The sequence below is a fragment of the Paenibacillus campi genome (genome assembly GCF_034659835.1).
Lineage (GTDB): Bacteria > Bacillota > Bacilli > Paenibacillales > Paenibacillaceae > Saccharibacillus > Saccharibacillus campi.
In genome coordinates this window covers 1-24,457 of sequence record NZ_JAXSQZ010000004.1, presented here as the reverse complement: position 1 = coordinate 24,457, position 24,457 = coordinate 1, and the positions used below count along the sequence as shown (strand labels likewise).

General features: G+C 46.9%; 17 protein-coding genes. 7 read left to right on the top strand and 10 right to left on the bottom strand.

Translation table 11 applies throughout. The annotated features are described in order from the left end of the window. Positions 1-250 precede the first annotated feature (250 nt). The gene (locus U1I11_RS11245) at positions 251-2,443 is read right to left on the bottom strand and encodes an S-layer homology domain-containing protein (RefSeq protein WP_322906224.1); all 2,193 of its coding nucleotides are present in this window, start codon (positions 2,441-2,443) and stop codon (positions 251-253) included. Positions 2,444-2,752: 309 nt separating this feature from the next. Between U1I11_RS11245 and U1I11_RS11240 the strand changes: the two genes are divergently transcribed. Both U1I11_RS11240 and U1I11_RS11235 read left to right on the top strand, forming a co-directional pair. Further along, entirely contained in the window at positions 2,753-3,694 is a 942-nt protein-coding gene (locus U1I11_RS11240) for an NADP-dependent oxidoreductase (protein ID WP_322906223.1), read from the top strand. A gap of 140 nt (positions 3,695-3,834) precedes the next feature. Beyond that, positions 3,835-4,158 carry a hypothetical protein gene (locus U1I11_RS11235; RefSeq protein WP_322906222.1) on the top strand — a complete coding sequence of 108 codons (324 nt, stop codon included), beginning with the start codon at positions 3,835-3,837 and terminating at the stop codon, positions 4,156-4,158. Positions 4,159-4,390: 232 nt separating this feature from the next. Here the strand turns inward: U1I11_RS11235 and U1I11_RS11230 are convergent, their stop codons facing one another. The 3 genes from U1I11_RS11230 to U1I11_RS11220 form a co-directional block, all read right to left on the bottom strand. Continuing rightward, entirely contained in the window at positions 4,391-5,245 is an 855-nt protein-coding gene (locus tag U1I11_RS11230; RefSeq protein ID WP_322906221.1) for an SDR family oxidoreductase, read from the bottom strand. A 438-nt stretch (positions 5,246-5,683) separates the two neighbouring features. Beyond that, positions 5,684-6,100, bottom strand: coding sequence for an Rrf2 family transcriptional regulator (locus U1I11_RS11225; protein ID WP_322906220.1), 417 nt, complete (start codon positions 6,098-6,100; stop codon positions 5,684-5,686). 461 nt (positions 6,101-6,561) lie between these two features. Then, on the bottom strand, positions 6,562-7,227 hold the full coding sequence (locus U1I11_RS11220) for a pyroglutamyl-peptidase I (protein WP_322906219.1): 666 nt from the start codon (positions 7,225-7,227) through the stop codon (positions 6,562-6,564). 520 nt (positions 7,228-7,747) lie between these two features. Here U1I11_RS11220 and U1I11_RS11215 point away from each other — a divergent pair. From U1I11_RS11215 to U1I11_RS11205, 3 genes are all read left to right on the top strand, one after another. Beyond that, positions 7,748-8,242 (top strand): glutathione peroxidase, encoded by a 495-nt coding sequence (locus U1I11_RS11215; protein WP_322906218.1) that lies wholly within the window; start codon positions 7,748-7,750, stop codon positions 8,240-8,242. 232 nt (positions 8,243-8,474) lie between these two features. Then, a complete protein-coding gene (locus tag U1I11_RS11210; RefSeq protein ID WP_322906217.1) occupies positions 8,475-8,870 on the top strand; it encodes a rhodanese-like domain-containing protein in 396 nt (131 codons plus the stop codon). A 508-nt stretch (positions 8,871-9,378) separates the two neighbouring features. Next, positions 9,379-11,085, top strand: a complete 1,707-nt coding sequence (locus tag U1I11_RS11205; RefSeq protein ID WP_322906216.1) for an alpha-amylase — start codon at positions 9,379-9,381, stop codon at positions 11,083-11,085. Between the two features lie 365 nt (positions 11,086-11,450). Here the strand turns inward: U1I11_RS11205 and U1I11_RS11200 are convergent, their stop codons facing one another. Next, on the bottom strand, positions 11,451-12,404 hold the full coding sequence (locus tag U1I11_RS11200; RefSeq protein WP_322906215.1) for a helix-turn-helix transcriptional regulator: 954 nt from the start codon (positions 12,402-12,404) through the stop codon (positions 11,451-11,453). 703 nt (positions 12,405-13,107) lie between these two features. Between U1I11_RS11200 and U1I11_RS11195 the strand changes: the two genes are divergently transcribed. Both U1I11_RS11195 and U1I11_RS11190 read left to right on the top strand, forming a co-directional pair. Next, on the top strand, positions 13,108-14,193 hold the full coding sequence (locus tag U1I11_RS11195) for a DNA alkylation repair protein (RefSeq protein ID WP_322906214.1): 1,086 nt from the start codon (positions 13,108-13,110) through the stop codon (positions 14,191-14,193). A 199-nt stretch (positions 14,194-14,392) separates the two neighbouring features. After that, positions 14,393-14,911 (top strand): ClbS/DfsB family four-helix bundle protein, encoded by a 519-nt coding sequence (locus U1I11_RS11190; RefSeq protein ID WP_322906213.1) that lies wholly within the window; start codon positions 14,393-14,395, stop codon positions 14,909-14,911. A 45-nt stretch (positions 14,912-14,956) separates the two neighbouring features. On the opposite strand, the gene U1I11_RS11185 is transcribed toward U1I11_RS11190, so the two are convergent. The 5 genes from U1I11_RS11185 to U1I11_RS11165 form a co-directional block, all read right to left on the bottom strand. Further along, complete coding sequence (locus tag U1I11_RS11185; protein WP_322906212.1) at positions 14,957-15,091, bottom strand: hypothetical protein; 135 nt, start codon at positions 15,089-15,091, stop codon at positions 14,957-14,959. Between the two features lie 180 nt (positions 15,092-15,271). Continuing rightward, entirely contained in the window at positions 15,272-15,874 is a 603-nt protein-coding gene (locus U1I11_RS11180; protein ID WP_322906211.1) for a nitroreductase family protein, read from the bottom strand. 713 nt (positions 15,875-16,587) lie between these two features. Beyond that, positions 16,588-19,743 (bottom strand): DUF4073 domain-containing protein, encoded by a 3,156-nt coding sequence (locus tag U1I11_RS11175; RefSeq protein ID WP_322906210.1) that lies wholly within the window; start codon positions 19,741-19,743, stop codon positions 16,588-16,590. Between the two features lie 508 nt (positions 19,744-20,251). Beyond that, positions 20,252-23,446: an S-layer homology domain-containing protein gene (locus U1I11_RS11170; RefSeq protein ID WP_322906209.1), complete on the bottom strand. Its 3,195-nt coding sequence runs from the start codon at positions 23,444-23,446 to the stop codon at positions 20,252-20,254. A gap of 536 nt (positions 23,447-23,982) precedes the next feature. After that, positions 23,983-24,457 (bottom strand): S-layer homology domain-containing protein (locus tag U1I11_RS11165; RefSeq protein WP_322906208.1); only part of this gene is annotated, 475 nt, incomplete at its 5' end.

The following is a 24,457-nucleotide window of genomic DNA, read 5'->3' as shown; positions in this document are numbered from 1 at the left end:
CCAATCGGCGGAATTGACATAAAAACTTCAGCTCATCCTTTTCGCCACGGCTTTCGGTAACAATAATGGATCATGCTTTCTAAAAAATAAAAAACGGCGACAGGAATACACCTGTCGCCATCTCACCTGTCTACTTCTACTTCTACTTCTACTTCTACTTCTACTTCTACTTCTACTTCTACTTCTACTTCTACTTCAAATGTTCTCATCCCACCCAGGTCAGTCAACGATCCGCTTTACCTCCATAGCTTTAATTCACCCAGCCTGCTTTTTGCAACAGACGGCGGATCATGCTGGCGGATTGGGCGCGGGTCACATGGCTTTGTGGTGCAAAGCGTCCTTGGTCGCCGCCGACAATCGAGCTTTGCGCTGTAATAGCGACCGCTTGTTTCGCCCAGCTGGATACTTCGCTGTGGTCGGTAAAACGGTTTAATTGTCCTTCTACATCCTTGTCCGATAACGTCGTCGATTGTCCGGTATAGTCCATCGCATGGCTTAAAATCATCGCTGCTTCTTCGCGTGTAATCGGCTGATTAGGACGAAAATTTCCATCATTATACCCTTCGATCAACTTATGATTAATCGCCGTACCGACGACACCCGCATACCAATCCGAACGCTGCACATCACGCGGCAAATGATCACTTTGCTCATCTGCCAATCCTAGCGCACGTACCAACATAGCGGCAAACTCCGCTCGTGTCACTTCTCGATCCGGTACAAACTGCCCATTTTCACCGTTGACGATTAGACGTGTTGCCATATCGTTCACATCGTCCCGGCTCCAATGATGCGTCATATCCGAAAAGGATGGATTGCTTTGCGCCAGCGCATAAATGCCGTCCGTCGCAGCTCCATGCACAATAGCAGACACCGCGCTGCCGGAACTACTGCCCACTTTGAAGGTAGGAACCGGAATAAGCTGTTGCAGTACCGGGTTCCAGCGCACAACGGTAGTGAATGTATCCGCATTGCCAGCTTCAGCCGAATCCGTATCGAAAGGATGCAAAATAAGTTGGCGTGCACTTACCGCTGCATTGGTATTGGTATTGGTATTTTTTGTATCTATCGTCTCAACTGTATCCGTGCTTGTACCTGTCTTTTTTTCCATTCCATTTCCAGTCTGTGCACGATTTGCGTCTGTATGTTGTGTCGTTCCTGCTGCTTGTCGAGTAGCAGCTGACGGGAATAATACGGCTGGATTGATTGGCTGTAGTGCTTGTTGTCCAGCGGAACCAGTTAGTGTAAATTGTACCGGCGTCCCGATTATGTGAATAGCTGTACGCGTAGCCGTCTGCTGGATCGCCTTTGCTACATCGTTAGCAACAGGTTGTATGTTCACATGCAGCGTTACCGCCTGCAACGAGGCAGGATGACCCGGCAAGCTCGACCATGCCGCTGGATCAATAGCGGCAATTGGTAATACATAATCGCCCGGCAGCGACTGGATCGCAATTCCTCCCTGTGCAGCGTATAACGCCTGCAATACATCTCCATTTAGCACAAAATCAATAGTAGTATACTTTGATGGAATGACGATCGGTACGATTCGATTCGGTGCCGGATATAACTGCTGCAAAACAGCGTCCTTGTTAAGCGTAACTGTAATCTGCCCCGGAGCGGATGACTGCGCCGTATACAGCCCATTACGATCCGGCAACGCCGTTGTGCCAGAATCACTATTGTTGTTAGTTGTTCCAGTATCCGAAACGCCACTCCCCGTAGGCGCGCCACTATTACTATTACTATTACTATTACTATTACTATTACTATTACTATTACCTGTTACTGCGCCGCTTGCTCCCGTTGTTTGCCCTGTACGGTCAGATGTTCCACGCTGGACGACCATACCGCTGCCACTATTATTGATTTCAATATAAGCAAGCCGAAAAGCGCTGGACGGATCATCGCGCCATCGTAGCATCAACCAGCCTTGAACAGGTGTAAATGGTGTTTCGCCATCCGCTGCATCCGTCCAGTTGCCATTGCTACCATCTGTCGAATCAAGACTATACTGCATCGCAGTGCTCGTCTGCTCCAGCGCCGGAATCGTCGGATTAAGCATTACGTTTGCCAATTGTGCCGCCGTGTTAGGTGCAGGAGTATAGATCGTATAATGTACCGAATAAGATTGTGCGTCAGCTGCCGGGATCGCGATCGTAAACAGCAAGCAACTTGTTAATAGCAGTGTCAGCATACGCGAACTTGGCGATGTCAAGCGATCGTGCTGCTGTCCGGCTCGATCGGACATAATGTTGCTACGATGCAGCTGTTGCTTGATATCTGTCTGCTTATGAATAGCGTGGTGCAGCATACGTGTATAGGCTTCCTTTTGCCCACACCAATCGAAAAAAGTACTCCGTTGGTTACGCTGTACTTGTTGCCGCGGCATATGGATAAATGCTTTGCTGGTGTGCATAATAAATACCTTTAATCGGTTCATCTGACCGCTCCTTCTGGCTTGAATCATCGTCTCGCTACAGTTGCATGGACATTAAAGCGAATACATACATTCCCTGTCCCCAAAATGATATCACGCTAACTACGATATGACGATACGCCAAATTCACATCACGCGCCATTATTTCAGCATGCGTTTTCAAATGCCAGAATGGGTATGTACTTAAAAGAAGCACAGAAGTATTTCCAGCATGAACGAGCAAAACGTCATCATCACCTAACAATCTGTACATCCAATACAATGAAGCAAGCAAATAAAGCGCCAACTGGCGTGTCCAAGGAGGAAATTATTATGAAAGCAGTCGTAATCGAACAATATGGCGATGAACATCAACTTCAACTGAAGGATGTACCTGATCCGAAGCCAGGTCCCAAACAAGTCATCATCAAGCTAAAAGCGACTTCAATCAATCCGATCGACTGGAAGCTGCGCGAAGGACATTTGAAAAGTATGATGGATTGGGAATTCCCGATCATTCTCGGCTGGGATGCGGCTGGCATTATTACCGAGGTGGGTGATGAGGTGACCGAGTGGAAGATTGGAGACGCCGTGTTTGCGCGCCCGGAGACGACGCGTTTTGGCACGTATGCCGAATATACAGCGATCGATGATCATCTGCTTGCCCCGATGCCGCCGGGCATTAGTTTTGAAGAAGCCGCATCTGTACCGCTTGCCGGGTTGACCGCATGGCAGGCGCTATTCGATCATGGACAGCTCAAAGCAGGTGAAAAAGTACTAATTCACGCCGGTGCAGGCGGTGTCGGCACACTGGCAATTCAGCTTGCCAAACACGCCGGCGCTCATGTGATCACGACCGCCAGCAGCAAAAACGCCGACTTCCTCACCTCGCTTGGCGCGGATGAAGTGATCGATTACAAAACGACTTCTTTTGTCGATGTATTGTCCGATGTTGATCTCGTGTTTGATACGATGGGTGGACAGATTCAAGCCGACAGCTTTAAAGTGCTTAAGCAAGGTAGCGGGCGATTAATCTCTATTTTGGAGCAACCGGACGAAAAACTCGCTAAGCAGTATGATGTCGTTGCTAAATCGATCTGGCTACAGCCGGACGGCAAACAGCTTCAACAATTCGGCAAACTTATGGAACAACGCAAAGTTAATGCGATCGTCGGCACAACATTGCCGTTTTCCGAGCAAGGATTGCGTGAAGCGCATCGCCTAAGTGCAACCCATCATGCGAAAGGCAAAATTGTCATTTCGTTTGCAGATTAATGCCCGCTTTCAGTCCTGATCCAGCGACAAAACGATAGCAATCGTCTACGGTACTTGATTTATAGTGTATATCTGCTACTCCCGTTGAGAAGGTTAGCCCTGCCAAAGTCAATGAATAAAGAAACGGAAGGAGAATGAAGATGTGGCTAATTAACCCGTCGACTGCATTTCCTGATCCGTGGTTTCGCTTGATCTGGTTGCTGGAGCTAATTGCCTTGCTGCTGCTCATTCTTACCGCGCTGCGCTTCTCACGCCGCGCCTGGATTGGCAGTAGTGTACTGTTCGGATTGGCGCTAGTCGCCATCGTGCCTGGTTGGGTATATCGATTGACACATCCGGAGCCGATCGGCGCTATGATTGATATTCCGTTGCTGCTGATGTTCCCGATTATAGCAGTAAGCTTTGTCTGGGCGATTGTCGCCTGGATGATACGATTGTTACGCCAGCGTCGCCGGGTGGTATGATCGTTAATAGTATACCAGATGCGCATGGACAAGCTGATCTGGATAGGATAACCAATTACAATCCCATTTAAGTAAGCTAATAAAAGCCGCATCACTGATCAGGATTGGTTTTCCTGACCGATGATGCGGCTTTCCAGCTATCTTATTTATTTTATACATAATTGGCAATACAAATCGTCTTAGCTTTAAGTCAGCTTCATCTACCCGCTAACCTAACGTTCCCCTACGCCCTTTATGCCAAAATCTGACGAATACCTTCTTCAAGCGGTGTGACCGGGCGACCGAGCAGCTTTTCAAAGTCGCTGTGCACTACTTCCAAATGATGCTCGCGGATGCCTTGCTGAATGCTAACGAGAATAGGCAGCAGGAAATCCGGCAACCCTGCCGCTTTCATGATCTCAGCATATTTTGCATCATCTACTTGCTGTACGGTAATTTCTTTACCGAGCACATGACCAACAGCAGTGGCTAGCTCCTCTTGCTTAAGTAGTGGCCCGGACAGTTCGTAAACTGTATTGGCATGTCCTGCACCAGTTAACACAGCTACTGCTGCTGCCGCATAGTCATCACGTGTTGCCCAGCCTACTTTGCCTGAACCTGCCGATGTGACCCACGGCGCGCCTGCTGCCGCTGCCTGGATGCTGGACAGTTCATTTTCCAAATACCAATTGTTGCGCAGGAACGAATACGGAATGCCTGTTGCTATGATCGCATTCTCGGTCGCTTTGTGTACCGGTGCGAGTCCAAGACCGCTCTCCTGTGCATTGCCAACACTCGTATATGCGATAAAGCCTACGCCTGCACGCTTCGCCGCATCAACAGCAGCGGTATGCTGACGAATACGCGTCTCATTATCGCCATCTGCCGAGATGAGCAGCAGACGATCCACACCTGCAAATGCCGTATCCAGCGTCTCCGGTTTGTCAAAATCACCATGACGCACATCTACGCCAAGCGTTTTCCAATGCTCCGCTTTGTCCGGATTGCGCACACTGACCGCCACCTCACTGGCAGGCACTTTCTCTAGCAATTGTGTAACGACTTTGGAACCGAGTTGACCTGTTGCACCTGTAACGAGAATTGTCATTTTATTTCCTCCTATAAGTTCATTATGATATCGTGTAACTGTTGTCATAACCAATATGGTTACAACGGATGTATAAAATAAAAGCCCATTCAAGAGCTCTCATTTCCCAAATTAATGTCATTTCAAATTAATGTCATTTCAGCCATACAGCTCACTTTATCGATGGATATAGTATAGCTGTCTCAAGTGGAAATTGTGTCTGAACGTACCTTAACCGATTCATCATCAAGCAATGGTTAGATCGACAAACCGTACATGTATTTGAGACAAGCTACTAGGGCGTGTCTTCAAACGACTTTACAGATTGTTCGATACGGGTAATTTGCGTCACACTAAGCTGTACAGGGTCTTATTTCTAACCTTTGTGAACAATAAATAATACGTAGGACAGTTGGAAGACAAGCTACTAGTATGGCTATCCATCGTCAGCCGATCGATTCAGACAAATTGCCCGCTCAATTGCTGCAATGTCGTCTGGGCAAGCCGTTGTTCCAACGCTTGCTGTGCTGCTTGCAGCTCTGTTTGCAACACCTGTTCAATATTGCGTCCAACCGGACAGGCGATATTAGAATGATCGTGAATGCCAAACAGACGATTCTCCTCCGCTACTTCCACCGCCCGATAAATATCGAGCAGCGTCATCTCATGTGCAGGCTTGAGCAAATACGCTCCACCAATGCCGGCGCGTACTTCGATTAAACCTGCCTTTTTGAGCATACTCATCAGGCGGCGAATTACGACCGGATTCGTATTCACACTGGCAGCGATAAAATCGCCTGTACATTCCAGCGGGCACATCTCGATCAGTGATAATGTATGCACTGCCATCGAAAAGCGCGTGCTAATCTGTTTCATAATGTATTCACCACCGTTGTAACCATTATAGTTACAACAAATTCTGAAGTCAACTCTCTTTTATTGTATACCTCTTTATGGCATAGCTTCTGCCACTAAACTTTGCAACATACCCAACATACTCTCCGACAACGATCGAAATCGCTATCGTTACTACTAGTAGATTGTCTTAAGTACATGTACAGTTTGTCGATCTCACAACCGCTTGATTATCAATGGACTAAGGTACGTTCAAACACGATTTTCATTTGAGACAGCCTACTAGCTACGACAAACTGCTCCATCTGCTATTTACTAGCAACATTGTGAACATACGCACCATTAGCGCTAGCTCACCCGCGCTGCAATAGCGACTCGGCATCTCCACTATTCACTATAAATGGACAAAAAAAACCGGTATGCGGACAACAACTGTGAGCATACCAGTAACCAATATAAATCGTTATATGTTTTCGCTTCATTCATGCCGAAGCCGGGTCTAGCCTTTCGGCATCATGATGCAATTGCTCGGCAGTCGTACGAATGATGAGTTGCAATGCCCTTGTCATCAAATCCATCGGCAGAGACGGCAATGTCGGTTTATGCACCGCCATCTGGGTCGAAGCAGGGAAATGCACAAAACCTGCGCGTACGTTCAGATGATTTGTCTGCAAATAATCGAGCATACCGTACATCGTATTGTTACAAATAAACGTTCCCGCCGTATTGGAAATCACCGCCGGAATGCCGTTATCCAGCAACCGTTCCGTCATTTTGCGAATCGGCAATGTTGAAAATAGACCATCCGCTCCGCCTTCACGAATCGGCATATCTCGCGGCCTACTATTGCGATTATCCGCATATTCTGCGTCCAGCTCCACACTTTTTACATTTACGGCAACACGCTCCAAACTCACCGCGCTCCGTCCTGCCGCCAAACCGCACATAATAATGGCGTTTGGCTGGAACGCTTCCGCCTCGCGCACAAGCAAATCGACACATTCATCATAATGTACTGGCAATAATACGGTTCGCAGTTCAACCCCAATATCTGCAAACGCATAATTTTGTACCGCCTCAAGCAAGTATTCCGTCGGGTTAATGGCATGTCCGCCAAATGGCTCAAATCCGGATATCAGTATTCTCATTGTTTCTACCTCCCAGATGGATGGATAAAACGTTTGAACCTGTATTTCACATTTTGAAACCTATTTTTATCTTACCTTAACAATTCGGAACAGAACAGGTGTAATCGTGTAAACTTTTAACATTTCTTGCGATTTTCACGTCTAAAATGAACGGTAACGAGTACAGACATACATAACTAAATCAACTGAAATTAAAATAATAGAAAATATAAACATAAATAACATTTAAACCTTGCCAGTAAAACGATAGGCTGTCCAATGATCATCGTTTACTAATATAAAATTTCAGCTCAACTGTATCAGTCTGCAATTGCGAACAGCATGATCGAGGCTGACAAAAGCGGTTACTCATACCCATATTGATCGTAAAATAGAACTGTCGCTTTCCATACCGTACAATAGACGATAGACGCATTGAAATTGGCAGCAGGTTTTATTTGACTTTTGCTGACGGTGCGTTATAATTGAATTATGTTTTATAAAATATAATTTTGCAAAATGAAAGTGAGGGGATTCAAAAATGTCAGTACATGATTACTCTGCCCTGACGATCGACAAGCAGGAGCAATCATTGTCCGATTACAAAGGCAAAACATTGTTAATTGTGAATACCGCAAGCGGCTGTGGCTTGACTCCTCAGTATGAAGGATTGCAAAAGCTTTATGATACGTACAAAGATTCCGGATTTGAAGTACTCGGCTTTCCGTGTAACCAGTTTATGGGTCAGGAGCCAGGCAGCGAGCAAGAAATCAAGGACTTTTGCCAAATGAATTACAGCGTAACTTTCCCACTGTTTGCCAAAGTGGATGTTAAAGGTGAACATGCTCATCCGCTGTACCGTTATCTGGTAGATGAAGCGCCTGCACCTTCTCGTACTGGAGATATCGAATGGAATTTCGCCAAATTCCTCGTTGATCGCGATGGTCATGTTGTCAAACAATATCCATCCCGTCTTGATCCTGCCGAAATCGAACAGGATATTCAGAAATTGCTTGCTGGCGAGTCTATTTCCTGAAGCTCATTACGATTTTCAGGGTAAATATACGTGGGTTACGTTTACCGAAGCTGTGTGAAACGGTGTTCTGTACAAGCTGTAAGTATTAACAGCGGTAACCGTAAACTGATCCTGCACGCACAAAAGGGTAAATCTCCCTTTTTCCTATCGTATAGCAGGACAGACCCGACATTATACTTAAAACGCATATGCTCCAAATGTACAAACCCCAAACTCAGGAGGATGATGAACAATGGCATTAACATTCACAGACATGGTTACTCAAGCAAGAAACAACGTACCAGGCGTAACTTCCCAGGAAGCACGCGAGAAAATCAACAGCAATCCGGACACACTCGTTATTGACGTACAAGATTCCAAGGATGCAGGCGCTTGCGGTCTGATCCCAAGCAGCGTAAACATCTCGCTTGGTATGCTGCCGATTCGCGCTGATTTGGGTGTACCGGCTGAACTGCGTGACGAGCGTCTGAGTGATCGCAACCGTCCGATTCTGATCACCTGTGGCGCTGGCGGCCAAGCTGCATTGGGCGCATATGCACTGAAACTGATGGGCTTTACCGATGTCGCTTACATCGATGGTGGTACAGCTGCATGGAAACAAGCAGGCTTTGACGTTGAAGAAGCGTAAATACCAGATTTATCATTAATGCATATCAATGTACAGCGCTTCATGCATAATGCTTAAACGCACATCAATACACAATGCTTCATGCATAACGCTATATGCTCCATTCTGTTCTACCCATGCTGCAAAGCAACCTTAGCGTATCAATACCCCTAACCGTTTATACATTGACACTACCCCTGAGGCGATTCGCTTCGGGGGTAATTAGTGTATGACGAATAAACGATTTCTGTTTCCGTCAATTTTCACTAGAGATGTAAAAATATACATCGTCTCGACTATAGTTGTATGTTTAATCTTAATAACTAAATGGGTAATGTTTCTCACAGCCGCGTGCCGCCTGCAACAGATGTGCATGATGTGGTCATATGACCCTCCGTATCTGGTTTGATTGGCAGGCCGTCTGCTTGTATGGAAATGAATGAAATGAAAGAGCTTTGTGTTTGCGAAAGCCAATTTTCATTAGACGATGCGCGTAAACTGCCCGGGGTCTAGAAAAGGAGAGGTATGCATGAATCGCAATGTAACGATGATGCAATTTTTCGAGTGGCATGTAGAGGCTGATGGTTCACATTGGAAAAGAATGCAGGAGCTGGCGCCTGAACTGAAGCGCGCAGGCATTGGCACGCTGTGGATTCCACCTGTAACGAAAGGACATACGCCCGAAGATACCGGCTACGGTATTTATGATCTGTACGATCTGGGCGAATTCGATCAAAAAGGATCGGTACGTACCAAATATGGCACGAAAAAGGAATTGCTTGATGGCATCGCTATCTGTCACCGCCTCGGTATGAATGTGTATATCGACCTAGTTATGAACCATAAAGCAGGTGCCGATGAAACCGAGACATTCCATGTCGTTGAAGTCGATCCGAACAACCGCACCGAACAGATTTCTGAGGAATCGTTTGAGATCGAAGGCTGGACTAAGTTTACATTCCCTGGACGTGGCGATACGTATTCGCCAATGAAATGGAATTATCACCATTTTAACGGCACCGATTATGACAATCGGGAACAGCGAACCGGCATTTTCCGCATTGCTGATGAGGGCAAACAGTGGAATGAAAACGTAGATAACGAATTTGGCAACTACGACTATCTGATGTTTGCCAACATTGATTACAATATGCCGGAAGTGCGTGAAGAAATGACCAACTGGGGGAAATGGATGATCGATACGACCCGTTGTGATGGCTTCCGGCTTGATGCGATCAAGCATATTAACTACGAATTTATTCGCGAATTTGTAGGCTCGATGATTAACAAGCGTGGACAGGACTTCTACATTGTCGGTGAGTTTTGGAACCCGGAGCTGGCGGCATGTCAGGAGTTTCTGGATACGGTAGATTACCAGATCGATCTGTTTGACGTATCGCTGCATTATAAGTTACATGCAGCTTCCACATCAGGCAATTCGTTTGATCTGTCGACGATTTTTAACGATACACTCGTACAGACGCACCCGACCCATGCGGTTACTTTTGTGGACAATCATGATTCACAGCCGAATGAAGCGCTGGAATCGTGGATTGAAGATTGGTTCAAGCCGCTGGCGTACTCGCTCATTTTACTGCGTCAAGATGGGTATCCATGCGTATTTTATGGCGACTATTTTGGCATTGGCGGCGAGCATCCCGTTCCAGACAAAAAAGATATGATCAACTGTATGCTGTATGCACGCTATCACAAATCGTATGGCGAGCAGGATGATTATTTTGACCATCCGAATACGATTGGCTGGGTACGCAAAGGCAGTACCGACATCGAGCGCTCTGGCTGTGCGGTCGTGATGACCAATGGCGAGGAAGGCGAGAAACGGATGTTTGTCGGTGAAGCACGCGCCGGACAAATCTGGATCGACCTGACCGGTAACCGTCGTCACCATGTGCAGATCGAAACAGACGGCTGGGCAACATTCCCGGTCAATGGTGGCAGTGTGTCGGTATGGGCACAGCCTGAACAAGACCTGACCGAAGATGAAGTGGAAGCGTATTATGAATCCAGTCTACCTTGTATCGCTTTGCCGGAAGAAGGCGTGCTGGAAGAAGGCTCCGATCTGCTGAACATTGAGCCAGCTGAGCCGATAGAGGAAAAAACTGCGCAAACACAAGATGCAGAACAGGATCAAACTACAGAACAAGATACAGAGCAAGAACAAGGTACAGCGCACGAGCAAGACGCAGCTAAAGATCAAAATACGGAAAAAGCTTAAACCGCCGTAAACGTTCACAGTCAAATGAGCAAGCCATGTGTAAGATCAATTTATTGTGCTTAGCTTAACCGCCAAGTGAGAGCGAATCGGATCGCTTGGAAGTATGCTGGCTTGACGGTTATGTAGAGCAAGTGAGCGAGTGATCATGGCAATGTAGTGCTCAACCGCTCATTTGTACCGATAGTTCCTTAGCCGGTGCGCCCATTTTCTCCTGAAAGAGGTGAATGGGCGCACCGGTTTATTTGTATCATTCGGTCATATAGCGTGTAATTTGATGCTGCTATGTCCCCTCCATCCGTTCCTCTTTGCTCTTTGCATTCCATACTCCTCTGCTCTTTGTATTCCAGCCTCTCTGCACTCACCGTTTACTGCTCCTGTCCATATTGCTGTTGCAGCCCGGCAATCCATGCGCGCAATCCTGCCAGCAGTTCTGGCGGGGATTCTACCCTCGCTGCTGTGCCACAGCTCGCAAAAAACTGCACGACCCACGGTACATACGATTCCGGCAATGCCAGTTCCAACACCCCTGTACCATCCGCTGCTACCGTTAGTCCTTGCTCCATCCACGGATCGGTCTCACAGCGGCGTACCCCTTCACGTTCCAGCCATACTTTCATTGGTAATGTACGCTCCGCTGACGTCTGACCGAGATAGTCGCTAATGTTCCAGCGAGAAAAGTCCTTTTTGCCGCGTGGATGCGGATCAACGACCAGTTGTTTGATACGATCGACACGAAATGTTCTGAGCTGCTTGCGTGCAAAACAATAGGCGACACAATACCATAGCCCACTGCTCGCATACACACCAAGCGGCTGAACACGCCGCTGCTGCTCGCCACTGCTGGAATCGTACATCATCTGCACTACCGTCTGCTCCACACAATAATCCACCAGCTCTGCTACGTACGGCACCGCCAAATTACGTGCTGGCGTCCAAAAGGCAAACCGAGCTTGCAGTTCCCGAATACGCTGCTTTGTCTCTGACGGCAAATAATGATAAAACTTGTCCAACGCCGAAGTCGATTCTTTTTGAAAGGGCAGCGAACGATAATTACGCAGCGATTGATAAGCGAAAAACATCGCCACCGCCTCATTTTCAGAAAATAAAATCGGCGGCAGCATCCGTTCACGCAATACGCGATAACCGCCCGCCGCACCTGGCTCTGCATACAACGGCACACCAGCCGCCGCCAGCTCTTGCAAATCACGCTGAATCGTACGACGCGACACACCAAACTGACGCGCCAGCTCGGATGCGGTAAATTGGCGTCGCGTATTGACGGTGAGCATCAGTTCGATCAGACGCTGTGCTTTGGACATGGGATCGCTCCTTTTTGATCGTTGCATTAACTAGTACATTGACCGAGATGAATTGGAGTGTTGAATCTGTTTTAAGATCGCATGGATCACAATTTCAGCACACAATCCAAATTAACATTTAACTTGGTCAAGCTACTAGCTTAGTAGGCTGACCGCATTAAATATGCAGTTCGATATTACATAACAGCAAAATTTTTGTGCTACGATTTCAGTTTATTTTTCATAAGATGTAATCAATCAGACATTGAATGTAAGCTGGTCAAGCCACTAGCAGGCTGAACTGACCAAGTATAATTCCATTTTTAAAGCTGGTTAAAACTCTTATGTATAAAACTTCCAGTACATCATTTAAATTAAAATTTAACTCGTTCATTGTACAAGGACATATACGCAAACTATTGCGTTGTAACAACAATCACTGCGGTACGGAATAAGGCGACAGACTCCTGTCTTGCATAGGAATCTACGGATGAGGAGGACATCGTAAATTCCCATGCTCAAAAGACTCTGCCAGCATTTTCTTATCTGCACGATGATAGCGATGACTACGCCTGTATTTATTTTATCAGAAATGGCGACAGGATTTGTCACCATTCCATGCTATGCTGGGAACAAATAATGATCGATTACGAGCGATCATGTTGGATTAGAAGTCATAATAACCGATTACAGGCGAGATCGGATCGATACGATGGAGGTATAGATGGAGACGTTTAAAGAGCGATATAGCGATACATTTTTGCAGCGGTTTGCCGGGATTGTGCAGCGACATACAGCGGCTTTTGATGAGCAGCGTTTTGATGAACTGGTGCATGGGGACGGCTGGGAGGAACTGGCGTTTAAGCAGCGTATTCGGCGCATTAGTGAAGCATTGACCGGTGCGCTGCAACTGTCGTTTGCGGAACTGAGCGAGCTGCTAATCGCGATGGCACCGGAATGTCGGGGAGTGGAGTATTTATTTGTCCCGGATTGTATCGAGTTGAATGGATTGACGCAACCGGAACTGTCGATGAACGCGCTGGAGAAGTTGACGGCGTATTCCAGCTCTGAATTTGCGGTACGTCCATTTATCGTGCAGGATATGGAATGGATGCTGGCGCAAATGCGAATGTGGGCGTTGCATAAAGATGAACATGTGCGGCGACTTGCTAGCGAAGGCTTTCGACCACGGTTGCCGTGGTCGTTTCAATTGCGCAGCTTTGTTGCTGATCCTGAGCCAACACTGGCAGTGTTGGAGCTGCTAAAACGCGATCCTTCGCTCTATGTGCGCAAAAGTGTAGCAAATCACCTGAACGATATCGCCAAAGATCACCCGGAGCGCATCGTTGCCGTGGCACAAAGCTGGTACGGACAGCATGCGGATACCGACTGGATTGTCAAACATGGCTGTCGCACATTGTTAAAACAGGATCATCCAGCAATGATGGAGCTGTTTGGCTATTTGCCTAGCGAGCATATCCGCCTAAGCGATCTGCAGATTAGCCGCACCACCGTCCCGATTGGTGAAGAAGTAGAATTGTCGTTCGTACTGCATAATGAAGCGGCGACCGTACAAAATGTACGGATCGATTACGAAATGCAGTTTATAAAAGCAAACGGACAGCAAGCACCCAAACGATTCCGCTGGGTATCGCGTAACTTTGCCCCCGGACGCCATGTGATGCGCAAAAAACACTCGTTTAAACTTATCACGACACGGGTCTATTATCCCGGCTTGCATCATGTGCATCTGTATGTGAACGGTGTGCAAATGGGCGAAGTATCGTTTGAAGTGACTGCTGCCGAATAACATATGAATAACATACGATAGGGCGTGTATGCAAACCTAGCTTGTGGGGACAGCCCCACTGCGGTACGGAATAAGAGGGCGGATTCCTTTCTTGTACAGGAATCTACGGATGAGCAGTAAATGGTAGATTCCCGTGCTGCTCGCAACATACGAGTTGGCGCACATGCCCTATTAACTATACTATGAGGAGAGATGCCGTATGATCGCCTATTTGTCCGGCACCGAGCTGATCGAGCGGATACGGTATACGTATTTGCGCTTTGACGCGGAATTTGATGATCTTGACGAGGCGGAGCTTCACTTGCGGTTGGAAGATGTCGATCGTACGCCATATGAAATGCTCGCCTACCTGCTCGGCTCGTTACAGCTTATCCAGCAATGGGAACGAAGCGAGCAACAAGACGGAACAGCGATCACGCCAGCACCAGGGCTGCGCTGGCATCAGCTTGGCGAGCTGTATGCCAGCTTCTATGAACGATACAAAAAGTATACGCTCACACAATTACGGCAGCAGCTACGCCAATCGGTACAGCAATGGTGTCAATGGATTGAGGAATTGAGCGAACAGGAATTGTTTGGCGACGTACAACGCCGCTGGGCAACGACCCCAGCCGGATGGCAACTGTGGAAATGGCTGCATATGAACGCTGTAGCGCCTTTCCACACCTTTCGCACCCGTATACGCAAATGGAAAAAACAGCGCTTGCTTGATGTGTAACGAGAATACGGTTTGAAGGGCAATGCTTGAAAATTAGCACTCCGTTCAGTTCATTTTACGGTTGCGGTTGCGGTTGCGGTTGCGGTTGCGGTTGCGGTTGCGGTTGCGGTTGCGGTTGCGGTTGCGGTTGCGGTTGCGGTTGCGGTTGCGGTTGCGGTTGCGGTTGCAAATATTATCCATTTATATACCCTGCACATGCAAACTCAACAACAGCCTTTTCCGCTACCATATCAGGCAGCGAAAAAGGCTGTTTGTTTACTTCTTTCCATCCTATGGATATCCGTTTGGATCGCTTGAAATCGACCGCATTATACGCTACATTAGCGCTATTCATCTGCGACCTTAAGCGGACGATCAAACTTAACGTAGCGTACGAATACGTTCTTCCAGCGGCTTGAATTCCTTGTCTCCTGCCGGCGCTGTCGGTTTGCCAAATGGCATTTGTGCAATTAGCGTCCAGCTTTCCGGAATATCCCACTCGGCTTTGATCTTTTCATCAATTAGCGGGTTATAATGCTGCAACGATGCGCCATAACCTTCCGATTCCAGCAACGTCCAAATCAAATATTGGTGCATGCCGGATGCTTGCTGTGACCAGACTGGGAATTTATCTTGATACGCCTGGAACTGGTCTTGCATGCCACGAATGACCGCTTCATCTTCGAAAAATAAAATGGTGCCATACCCAGCTTTGAAGCTATCCATCTTTTGCTGAGTGGACTCAAAGCTGTCTGCAGGTACGATCTCTTTCAGTATGTTCGTCGTGTAATCCCACAGCTGGTCATGTTTATCACCAAGCAAAATAATGACTCTGGCACTCTGAGAGTTAAATGCGGATGGTGTGTGCAGTACAACCTGCTCCACAATTTCCTGAATCCGCTCATCTGACGTTACGGCTTCTTTACTAATCCCATAAATACTTCTTCTTTTCTTCATCGCCTCAAAGATTGCTTCTGTACTCATTGTCATTAGCCCTCCTCTGGATAAAGACTCTATTCAAGATGTCCTACATTTTTATTTAACCAGACTTACTATAAAAAAATCAGTGACTGAACATTTAATTCAAATGTGTACACCAAATTGTACACTATGGCAATTATAGATCACTAACGACTAAAAATAGCTTAACAAAACAAATTATAACCTCACCTCGGTCGTTAAGCGAGCCAAACAGTAGCTGGGGCTGTGTTAAGTACATTTACAGTCTGTCTAACAATCACTTGATGATAAATAGGTTAAGGTACGTTCATGATCAAGCGATGATGACAAAGGCATATCCTGAATGTATCTGAGACAAGGTATTAGTACTCTGACCATTTTAAATATATCGTTTAAAACGATGTAGATTACTGCTACAAATAAGGGCATAAAGTGGAGTCAAAGCAAATATTGAAAGCGGTCAAATTACTAGCTACTAGCCGCTGCGATTGGTCATGAATTATACGGCAACGATGCGCTACGTGCAACATATTAAAACGTATCCGCCCTATAGGCATCGTTCAGTCGAGTTATCGCCTGCTATTGGTTGCAGTATATGATATCTTCCTGTTAATCCATCAACACATCGTTATGTATAAAAAAACGACCTTTCCCGATTAAGCCAGGAAAGATCGTTTTTGATTGAATCATTTTGCTGCAATCTCACTCATCGATAATCGTTTGATCGTACAAGCTTATTATTTCCCAACTTGTGCGACAACCAACTCGATAAAGCGCTCCAATACAGCTGCCGTTTCCGCACGCGTCGCAGTTTGTTTTGGTGCAAACTGCGTTTTGCTGCGTCCGTTCAGGATTTCTTTTTGTGTAAAGAATTGAACGGCTGGTTTCGCCCATGCTCCGATGCTGCTAGCATCTTTAAACGTCAACTTTTCATTCGTATTGATCGTATCGTTCACTTTCATGAACGAAGCAAAGCGATACATCAATACTGCCATTTCTTCACGTGTAATGTTGCGGTTCGGTTCGAATGAGCTACTCGTCATGCCTTTGATGATACCGTTTTGCGCTGCCCAGTTCACATACGTGCCGTACCAGCTGCTTGCGGATACATCTTTAAATTTGCTTGCACCGCTCGTTGACAATGTGCCGTAACTGCGCTCATACAGACGACCCATGACTGCCGCAAACATCGCGCGCGTCATGCCTTTGTTCGGTGCAAATTTGCCGTCCCCAGTGCCGAGGAAGATTTCACGATCCGCCACAAAGCTTACCGGTGCGGCTGCCCAGCCTCCGTTCACATCAGAGAACGAGTATGCGTTTGGCTGGAACAATACTTCTTTACCCGCTGGTGCGATATATTTCATCGTTCCATCGATGGTAGCGGAGAAGCCGATAAACACTTTTTTGCTGCCGTCCATATAGTATGGCAGACCTTCACTGCTTGACGACACAGCTGTTTTCGCAAAAATAACTTGGACGGTATGCACTGCACTTACATTGGTAAACGTGTACGTGCTGACCGCGCCTACGCTTTTACCGTCGATCAGTACATCTTTAATGCTGTACCCTGCATCCGGTGTAAATGTCAGCGTTTGGTTGCTGCCTTTTGGTACAGCAGGCAAACTCGCTGGGCTAATTGTACCGCCTGCGGAAGCAGTCAGTGTAATCGCGTACGATGTAGCTGCTACGCCACCACTGCTAAATCCGCCACCACCACCGCCGCCACCGATAACGGTTTGGCTACCGGAAGCGAATGCATAAGTCGAGAAGTTTTGCGAGAAGATAATCACTTGTTGTTGATCCGGAGTAACCATAAAGCCTTCGGAATTCGGTGCAGTCGTGCTGTATGGCAAGGAAGACATCCATTGTGCTACACCTTGGTGATAACGATAGATCGATACATTCTTTTGACCTACGGTATCATATGGAACGATAACTTGCAGCAATTTACCGACGACAGGCAGTGTGCTTGTAGTTGAGACATTCGCTGCTGTCGTTCTTGTTTTGTTCAGCGTCAGATCAAGATACATATTGATCGTTTGACCATTGGCGAGCTTTTGCAATGCTGCTGCACCTGGCGCATTCGCTGCGCTTAGTGTTTGTGCACTCATCGCAATGTTGACTTTACCGCCGCTGTTGATCAATTGCTGATCTTCTGCCGTAAAGCTGTACTGTGTATCCAAGTACAGATCGCTCAGTCCAGCAACAACGATATCGGGTGTACCTGGGCCGATTTGTGTCTCGATTTGCACATTCGCTGGCAGCAGGAACACGCTGTTGGTTGCAAATGTGTAGTTGCTGTTGTTAACGATCGCGACATACGTTGCCGTACGATCGCCTTTAGTGATCACGAGGCTGTACGTTCCGTTGCTTACGCCTGTAATAGCGAAACTACCATACGTATCGGTTACGACAGCATTACTAACCGCTGTCGTATCTTGATACAATTGAACCGTTACGCCAGTTACAGCGCTAGCTACACCTGCGTTCCACTCGATCACATTACCGCTTACCGTATATGTTGATGTCGATGGTGTCGGTGTTGGCGTCGGTGTTGGTGTCGGTGTTGTACTTGCTGTAAACGTCAGCGTTGTCGCAGTACTTGCCAGTGCTGGTGGTGAAACTGTAGCAGCATAGCGTACTTTCACCGTATGATCACCGCTCAACTGTGGCGGATTGCTTGACGAATACGTCGTCCAACTGCCCCCGTCGATCGAATATTGCATACTGCTCGTTATACCGACGATCAGATTATTCGTATCGTCCGCTGTTACCGCTGGTGCGGATGGACGTGCCGGAATGATCAGCAATTGTGCCGCACTGTCCGTCGTTTGATCGACCGTACCTGCCTTCACAATGCTAAGTGTCGTGCCAATCCAGCTTGCATTCAGCGGAATCGTTCCGTACGTATCGGCTATAACATACGTTGCTTGACCAACTGTATACGCCGATGGGTTCGTTGTATACGTCGTTGCAGTTACCGTATAGCCTGCCTTAGCATTTAAGCCTGTTAATACTTCATTTACAGGATCAAGTGCCGCAGTCGGTGTCGCTGCTGGTTGTTCCACATGGTACAGGAACTGCGTAGAACCGGACAGCGATTGTGTTACCGGTGTTTTTAGTGTTACTAATGTACCGGTTGTCACCAGACCGGAGAGCGCCGCATACGTACTTCCCGTTACGGTGTAATAGGAGTTACCTGTAAAATAGCCACCCTTAACACTCAATTTCGAAATCGTACCGATTGCATACGTAGTGGAGAATACCGTTGCACTTGCATTTTTCGCACCGATATATCCACTTGAGATTGTACCGTATACAGCAGCCGTTGCCGAGATGCTTGCGGTAGCCTTATCATCGGCACTCGCATATACGAGACCACCGTTGATGTTCACCGTGGCACCATCTTGGTAAGCGAGTACCCCTTCTGCTGGACCGATCAGAGAACCGGAATTCAGGTTCAATGTACCGGTAGAGCCAATACTTACCGCCGAACCAGTGTTACCATAATCATTGGTCACTTTAACCGAACCGCTTGCAGTAAGACTAGTATCTTCAATCGTCAGTGTACCTGCGGCGATTTGGATCGCTGAACCGTCGCCATCATTCGCCATACTATTGCCAGCATAACGGACAACATTATATCCGTATAAGTCAAGTGTTACTGTACGGTTTGGGACATTGTACTTGAAATACGTATCTGCACTTACATTGTCCAATAACTGAATGGTGTTGCCACTTGTTGCTGCGTTGAGTGCACTTTGAAGATCACTATATGAAGTATTCTTCGTCACATTCCTTGCTACATCTCCGCTAGCCAGAGCATGTTGTGGCGGAATCATGCCCACCATCAATAAAATGATCAAGCCAATTGCTGCAATACGCTTTCTCAACTTATCCCCTTGCCTCATTACATCGCCTCCATCTAAAATGTAAAAACCTTTGTCTAAACGTACTACTTTCGCCGCATGTCATGACGCTCATATACGTATACGCCATCACATACAACACACCCTTTTGACTAATTGCATTCCAGTAACTTAGTGCCTAAGCTGTATTGTATTCTTTATAACTTACAATATAATTACAAAACACTTACAAAAAGGTTGTATTCTACGAGTCAACGATGTTATTTCTAAAAAATTAGCAAAAAACAAAAAAAATTCATAAAACTAGAATAAAATATATCGTACGCCAAAACGACCTTCCCCGATATAAAAGACGGGAAAGGTCGTTTTTAATATTATCTTTAATTTATTGAAGTTACACATTTCGCATCCACACTATATCCGTACAATAATCTGTGGAACTGACCTACCTATTCATTCGTTTCCGGTCAGCCCCGTCCATCCGTTGTACTTCCAGCTCACTCATCGAGTGTCGTTTAATCGTACAAGCTGATTATTTCCCCACTTGTGCGACAACCAACTCTATAAAGCGCTCCAATACAGCGGCTGTTTCCGCACGCGTCGCTGTCTGTTTTGGCGCAAATTGCGTACTGCTGCGTCCGTTCAGGATTTCTTTTTGTGCAAAGAATTGAACAGCTGGTTTCGCCCATGCTCCGATGCTGCTTGCATCTTTAAACGTCAATTTTTGATCGGTATTGATCGTATTGTTCACTTTCATGAACGAAGCAAAGCGATACAACAGTGCTGCCATTTCCTCACGTGTGATGTTGCGGTTTGGTCCGAACGATGTGTCGTTCATCCCTTTAATGATGCCGTTTTGTGCTGCCCAGTTCACATAGGTGCCGTACCAGCTGCTTGCGGATACGTCTTTGAATTGGCTTGCACCACTCGTTGGCAATGTGCCATAACTGCGCTCGTACAGACGACCCATGACTGCCGCAAACATCGCGCGCGTCATGCCTTTGTTCGGTGCAAACTTGCCGTCTCCAGTGCCGAGGAAAATTTCACGATCGGCGACAAAGCTCACCGGTGCGGCTGCCCAGCCTCCGTTCACATCGGAGAATGAGTACGTGTTTGCTTGGAACAGTACTTCTTTACCCGCTGGTGCGATATATTTCATCATTCCATTGATCGTCGTTGCAAAGCCGATAAATACTTTTTGGTTACCGTCCATATAGTACGGCAAGCCTTCGCTGCTCGTATTACCTGTTGGTGTTGTCGTAGTGGTTGCCGTCTTCGCAAATATAATTTTTACCGTATGCGTTGCCGCTACATTCGTAAATGTGTGTGTGCTCGCTGTACCTACGCTTTTACCGTCGATAATCACGTCTTGAATGCTGTAGCCTGCGTCCGGCGTAAACGTGAGCGTTTGGTTGCTGCCTGTCAGTACAGCAGGCAGACTGGATGGGTTAATTGTACCGCCCGCAGTCGGTGTTAACGTAAAGGCAAATGAACGCGGAAGGGTGGCGCCCGTGCCGAAGCTGCCCCCTCCCCCTCCATTATTCACTACAGTCGTTGTCGTTTGGGCACCGGAAGCGATCGCATAGGTGGAGAAGTTTTGCGACCAGATGATGATCTGCTTGCCGCTGGCATCCACCATAAATCCTTCTGTATTTGGGGCGGTTGTGCTGTACGGCAATGCTGTCAGCGTTTGTGTACCTCCGTTATGATAGCGGTATACAGCTACATTACTTTGTCCGGTAGAGTCGTATGGCACTACAATTTGCAGCAAACTGCTTACAGTCGGAATCGTGCTAGTCGCAGATTGATTCGCGGCTGTCGTCGTCGTTTTGACCAGTGTCATATCCAAATATAGATTGATCGTTTGCCCGCTTGAGAGCGTTTGAATCGCGGCTGCTCCGGTTGCGGTCGCTGCGTCTTGCTTTTGCACAGTCAATGCGATATTGACCTTACCACCATTGTTGATCAATTGCTGGTCATCTGGTGTGAAGCTGAGCGAATCCTGGAATAGATTCGTCAAACCACCAACCGCAACATCCGGTGTGCCATTGCTGCTAATTTGTACCTGACTGTTCGTATTGCGTGATGGTAAAATAATGCTTTGCGCAAACGTATAGTCGGCATTATTTACGATCACGAGATAGGTCGCGATACGCCCGCCTTTACTCACTACCAGATTGTATGCACCATTGCTGATGCCAGATAGTTTGAAATCACCATACGTATCAGTAACGACCGCAGTGCCAACCGCCGTATTGCCTTGATCCAGTTGGACATTTGCGCCAGCTACCGCATTGGGGGTACTGCCGTTTAACTCAACAACCATTCCAAGCACATTGTAGCCTGTCGATGGTGTTGGTGTCGGTGTTGGTGTTGGTGTTGGTGTTGGTGTCGGTGTCGGTGTCGGTGTCGGTGTCGGTGTTGCAACAGTAAAGGTCAGCACGGTTGCATCACTCGCTAGCTTTGCTGCTGGTATTAAACTTGCTGCATATCTCACCTTTACGGTATGAGCGCCACTAAGCTGTGGAGGATTAGTGGGCACATAAGAACTCCAGCTACCACCATCGATCGATAGTTCCATACTGCTCGTAATACCGACAATGATATCCAGCGTATCATTCGCTGTTACCGTTGGTGCGGCAGGACGTGCGGGAATCGTTAGCAATTGCGGTAGGCTGTCTAACGATACATTCGGAGTGCCTGTTTTTACAATACTCAGATTGCTGTTAATCCAGTTCGCTTGAAGTGGAATCACACCACCTGCATCTGCTGTATACGTATCACCATTGACCGTATAACTTTCATTAGGGACAAAATTAAACAATGCTTCATTGTATGGATTCAGAAACGCCAGAGGAGTATTTTCCCTAGATAATGGCGACAGTTGGTACATATATTTCGTTGTACCTGATAACGGCTGGGTTACTGGCGGATTTAATGTAATCATCGTACCGGCTGTGATAAAGCTGGCGATCGTATGCGTACCGGAATCGTTATATGAGTCAGAGGTAAAGTAACCGCCGGTAATGCTCCAGTAAGCAGCACGTAGTGGAGACGCTGTCCAGATCATCACGGAAGCTGAGTTTTTCGTACCGATATATCCACCAGAAATCGTACCGTATACATTCGTTGTGGCGGCAATCCCTTCCGAGCTGCCTGTATTGGCGCTGCCGTATACCATACCACCGCTAATATCGAAATGTGCACCCGCTTCATACGCGAAAATCCCTTGTCCGTCACCAAGCAGTGCACCGGATTTCAAATTCAGCGTACCAGCAGCAGCGATATTGACTGCGGAACCCACGCTAGCAGTACGATTTTGCAACTGAACGGAGCCAGTTTGACCGACGCTGCTATCCTGAATCGTCAGCTTACCGAAACCGATTTGAATCGTCGCACCGTCACCGCCGTCCAGCATACCTGCCGGTGCTTGGCGAATCAGATTATAGCCGTGCAGATCAAGCGTGACTGATGTATTGGGATAGTTATACAAGATCGTACTACCGGAAGTACTAATCGTAATATTATTCGTTAATTGGATTGTATCTCCGTCACTCGCTCCGTTAAACGCAGCTTGAAGATCACTATAGGCAGTTTGTGTATTCACATTAATTGCTACCGCAGACGGTAGGGCATGCACTGGCTGTACCGGAATCGCACCCATCATCACTAAAACTGTCATACAAATGATTGCAATACGATTCTTCCATTGATGTTGTTGCCTCATTTCATCGCCTCCGCCTAAAATATAAAACCTTTTTTGTCCGAACAAGTGTCGGATTGTATCGTATATATCTGTATAGCTTCCATAACAGACGATATCTCCTGTTTGACTTTTTACAATATAACCATTCACTACTAAGGCACAGTTTAAACGTTTTTACTTACAAAAAACTTACAAATCACTTACAAATTCATCATTAATACTAACTAAACGCTTCGTTTCGCCAACATTCGCAAAATATTTTTGAGAATATACAGAAATAAGGGCAATACCGTACTATGCTAGATATCACTCATTGCCTTAAAGCCATTCTCTGAAAGTCGTAAATTACGATCCGTTCCTATATAAGATAAATGAGTGGCTAGATACACGCACAATGGAAGGAAGCGTTTCTGTTGCACTACAAGACGATTATACATATGTACGATTGACTGCCCATACTTGTTTAACATCAATAGCGACCTTACCCAACATGCGCATCGGGTAAGGTCGCTATTGATTTGGTTCTAGTTAATTATCGAAAACGCGTTAAGGTCACATTATTGAGCTGCTTGTGCAACGACCAGCTCGATAAAGCGCTCCAATACAGCGGCTGTTTCCGCACGCGTCGCCGTCTGTTTTGGCGCAAATTGCGTACTGCTGCGTCCGTTCAGGATTTCTTTTTGTGCAAAGAATTGAACAGCTGGTTTCGCCCATGCTCCGATGCTGCTTGCATCTTTAAACGTTAACTTTTGATCGGTATTGATCGTATTGTTCACTTTCATGAACGAAGCAAAACGATACAGCAGTGCTGCCATTTCTTCGCGCGTGATGTTGCGGTTTGGTTCGAATGATGTGTCGCTTATCCCTTTGATAATCCCGTTTTGCGCTGCCCAGTTTACATACGTGCCGTACCAGCTGCTTGCGGATACGTCTTTAAACTGGCTTGCACCGCTCGTTGACAATGTGCCATAACTGCGCTCATACAGACGACCCATGACTGCCGCAAACATCGCGCGCGTCATGCCTTTGTTC

Excerpts from the sequence above, each read along its gene's own strand:
- U1I11_RS11245 (WP_322906224.1), bottom strand. The coding sequence starts at position 2,443 with ATGAACCGATTAAAGGTATTTATTATGCACACCAGCAAAGCATTTATC.
- U1I11_RS11215 (WP_322906218.1), top strand. The coding sequence starts at position 7,748 with ATGTCAGTACATGATTACTCTGCCCTGACGATCGACAAGCAGGAGCAA.
- U1I11_RS11225 (WP_322906220.1), bottom strand. The coding sequence starts at position 6,100 with ATGAAACAGATTAGCACGCGCTTTTCGATGGCAGTGCATACATTATCA.
- U1I11_RS11230 (WP_322906221.1), bottom strand. The coding sequence starts at position 5,245 with ATGACAATTCTCGTTACAGGTGCAACAGGTCAACTCGGTTCCAAAGTC.
- U1I11_RS11170 (WP_322906209.1), bottom strand. The coding sequence starts at position 23,446 with ATGAGGCAACAACATCAATGGAAGAATCGTATTGCAATCATTTGTATG.
- U1I11_RS11200 (WP_322906215.1), bottom strand. The coding sequence starts at position 12,404 with ATGTCCAAAGCACAGCGTCTGATCGAACTGATGCTCACCGTCAATACG.
- U1I11_RS11235 (WP_322906222.1), top strand. The coding sequence starts at position 3,835 with ATGTGGCTAATTAACCCGTCGACTGCATTTCCTGATCCGTGGTTTCGC.
- U1I11_RS11205 (WP_322906216.1), top strand. The coding sequence starts at position 9,379 with ATGAATCGCAATGTAACGATGATGCAATTTTTCGAGTGGCATGTAGAG.
- U1I11_RS11220 (WP_322906219.1), bottom strand. The coding sequence starts at position 7,227 with ATGAGAATACTGATATCCGGATTTGAGCCATTTGGCGGACATGCCATT.
- U1I11_RS11180 (WP_322906211.1), bottom strand. The coding sequence starts at position 15,874 with ATGAGTACAGAAGCAATCTTTGAGGCGATGAAGAAAAGAAGAAGTATT.
- U1I11_RS11190 (WP_322906213.1), top strand. The coding sequence starts at position 14,393 with ATGATCGCCTATTTGTCCGGCACCGAGCTGATCGAGCGGATACGGTAT.
- U1I11_RS11240 (WP_322906223.1), top strand. The coding sequence starts at position 2,753 with ATGAAAGCAGTCGTAATCGAACAATATGGCGATGAACATCAACTTCAA.
- U1I11_RS11195 (WP_322906214.1), top strand. The coding sequence starts at position 13,108 with ATGGAGACGTTTAAAGAGCGATATAGCGATACATTTTTGCAGCGGTTT.
- U1I11_RS11185 (WP_322906212.1), bottom strand. The coding sequence starts at position 15,091 with ATGGATAATATTTGCAACCGCAACCGCAACCGCAACCGCAACCGCAAC.
- U1I11_RS11210 (WP_322906217.1), top strand. The coding sequence starts at position 8,475 with ATGGCATTAACATTCACAGACATGGTTACTCAAGCAAGAAACAACGTA.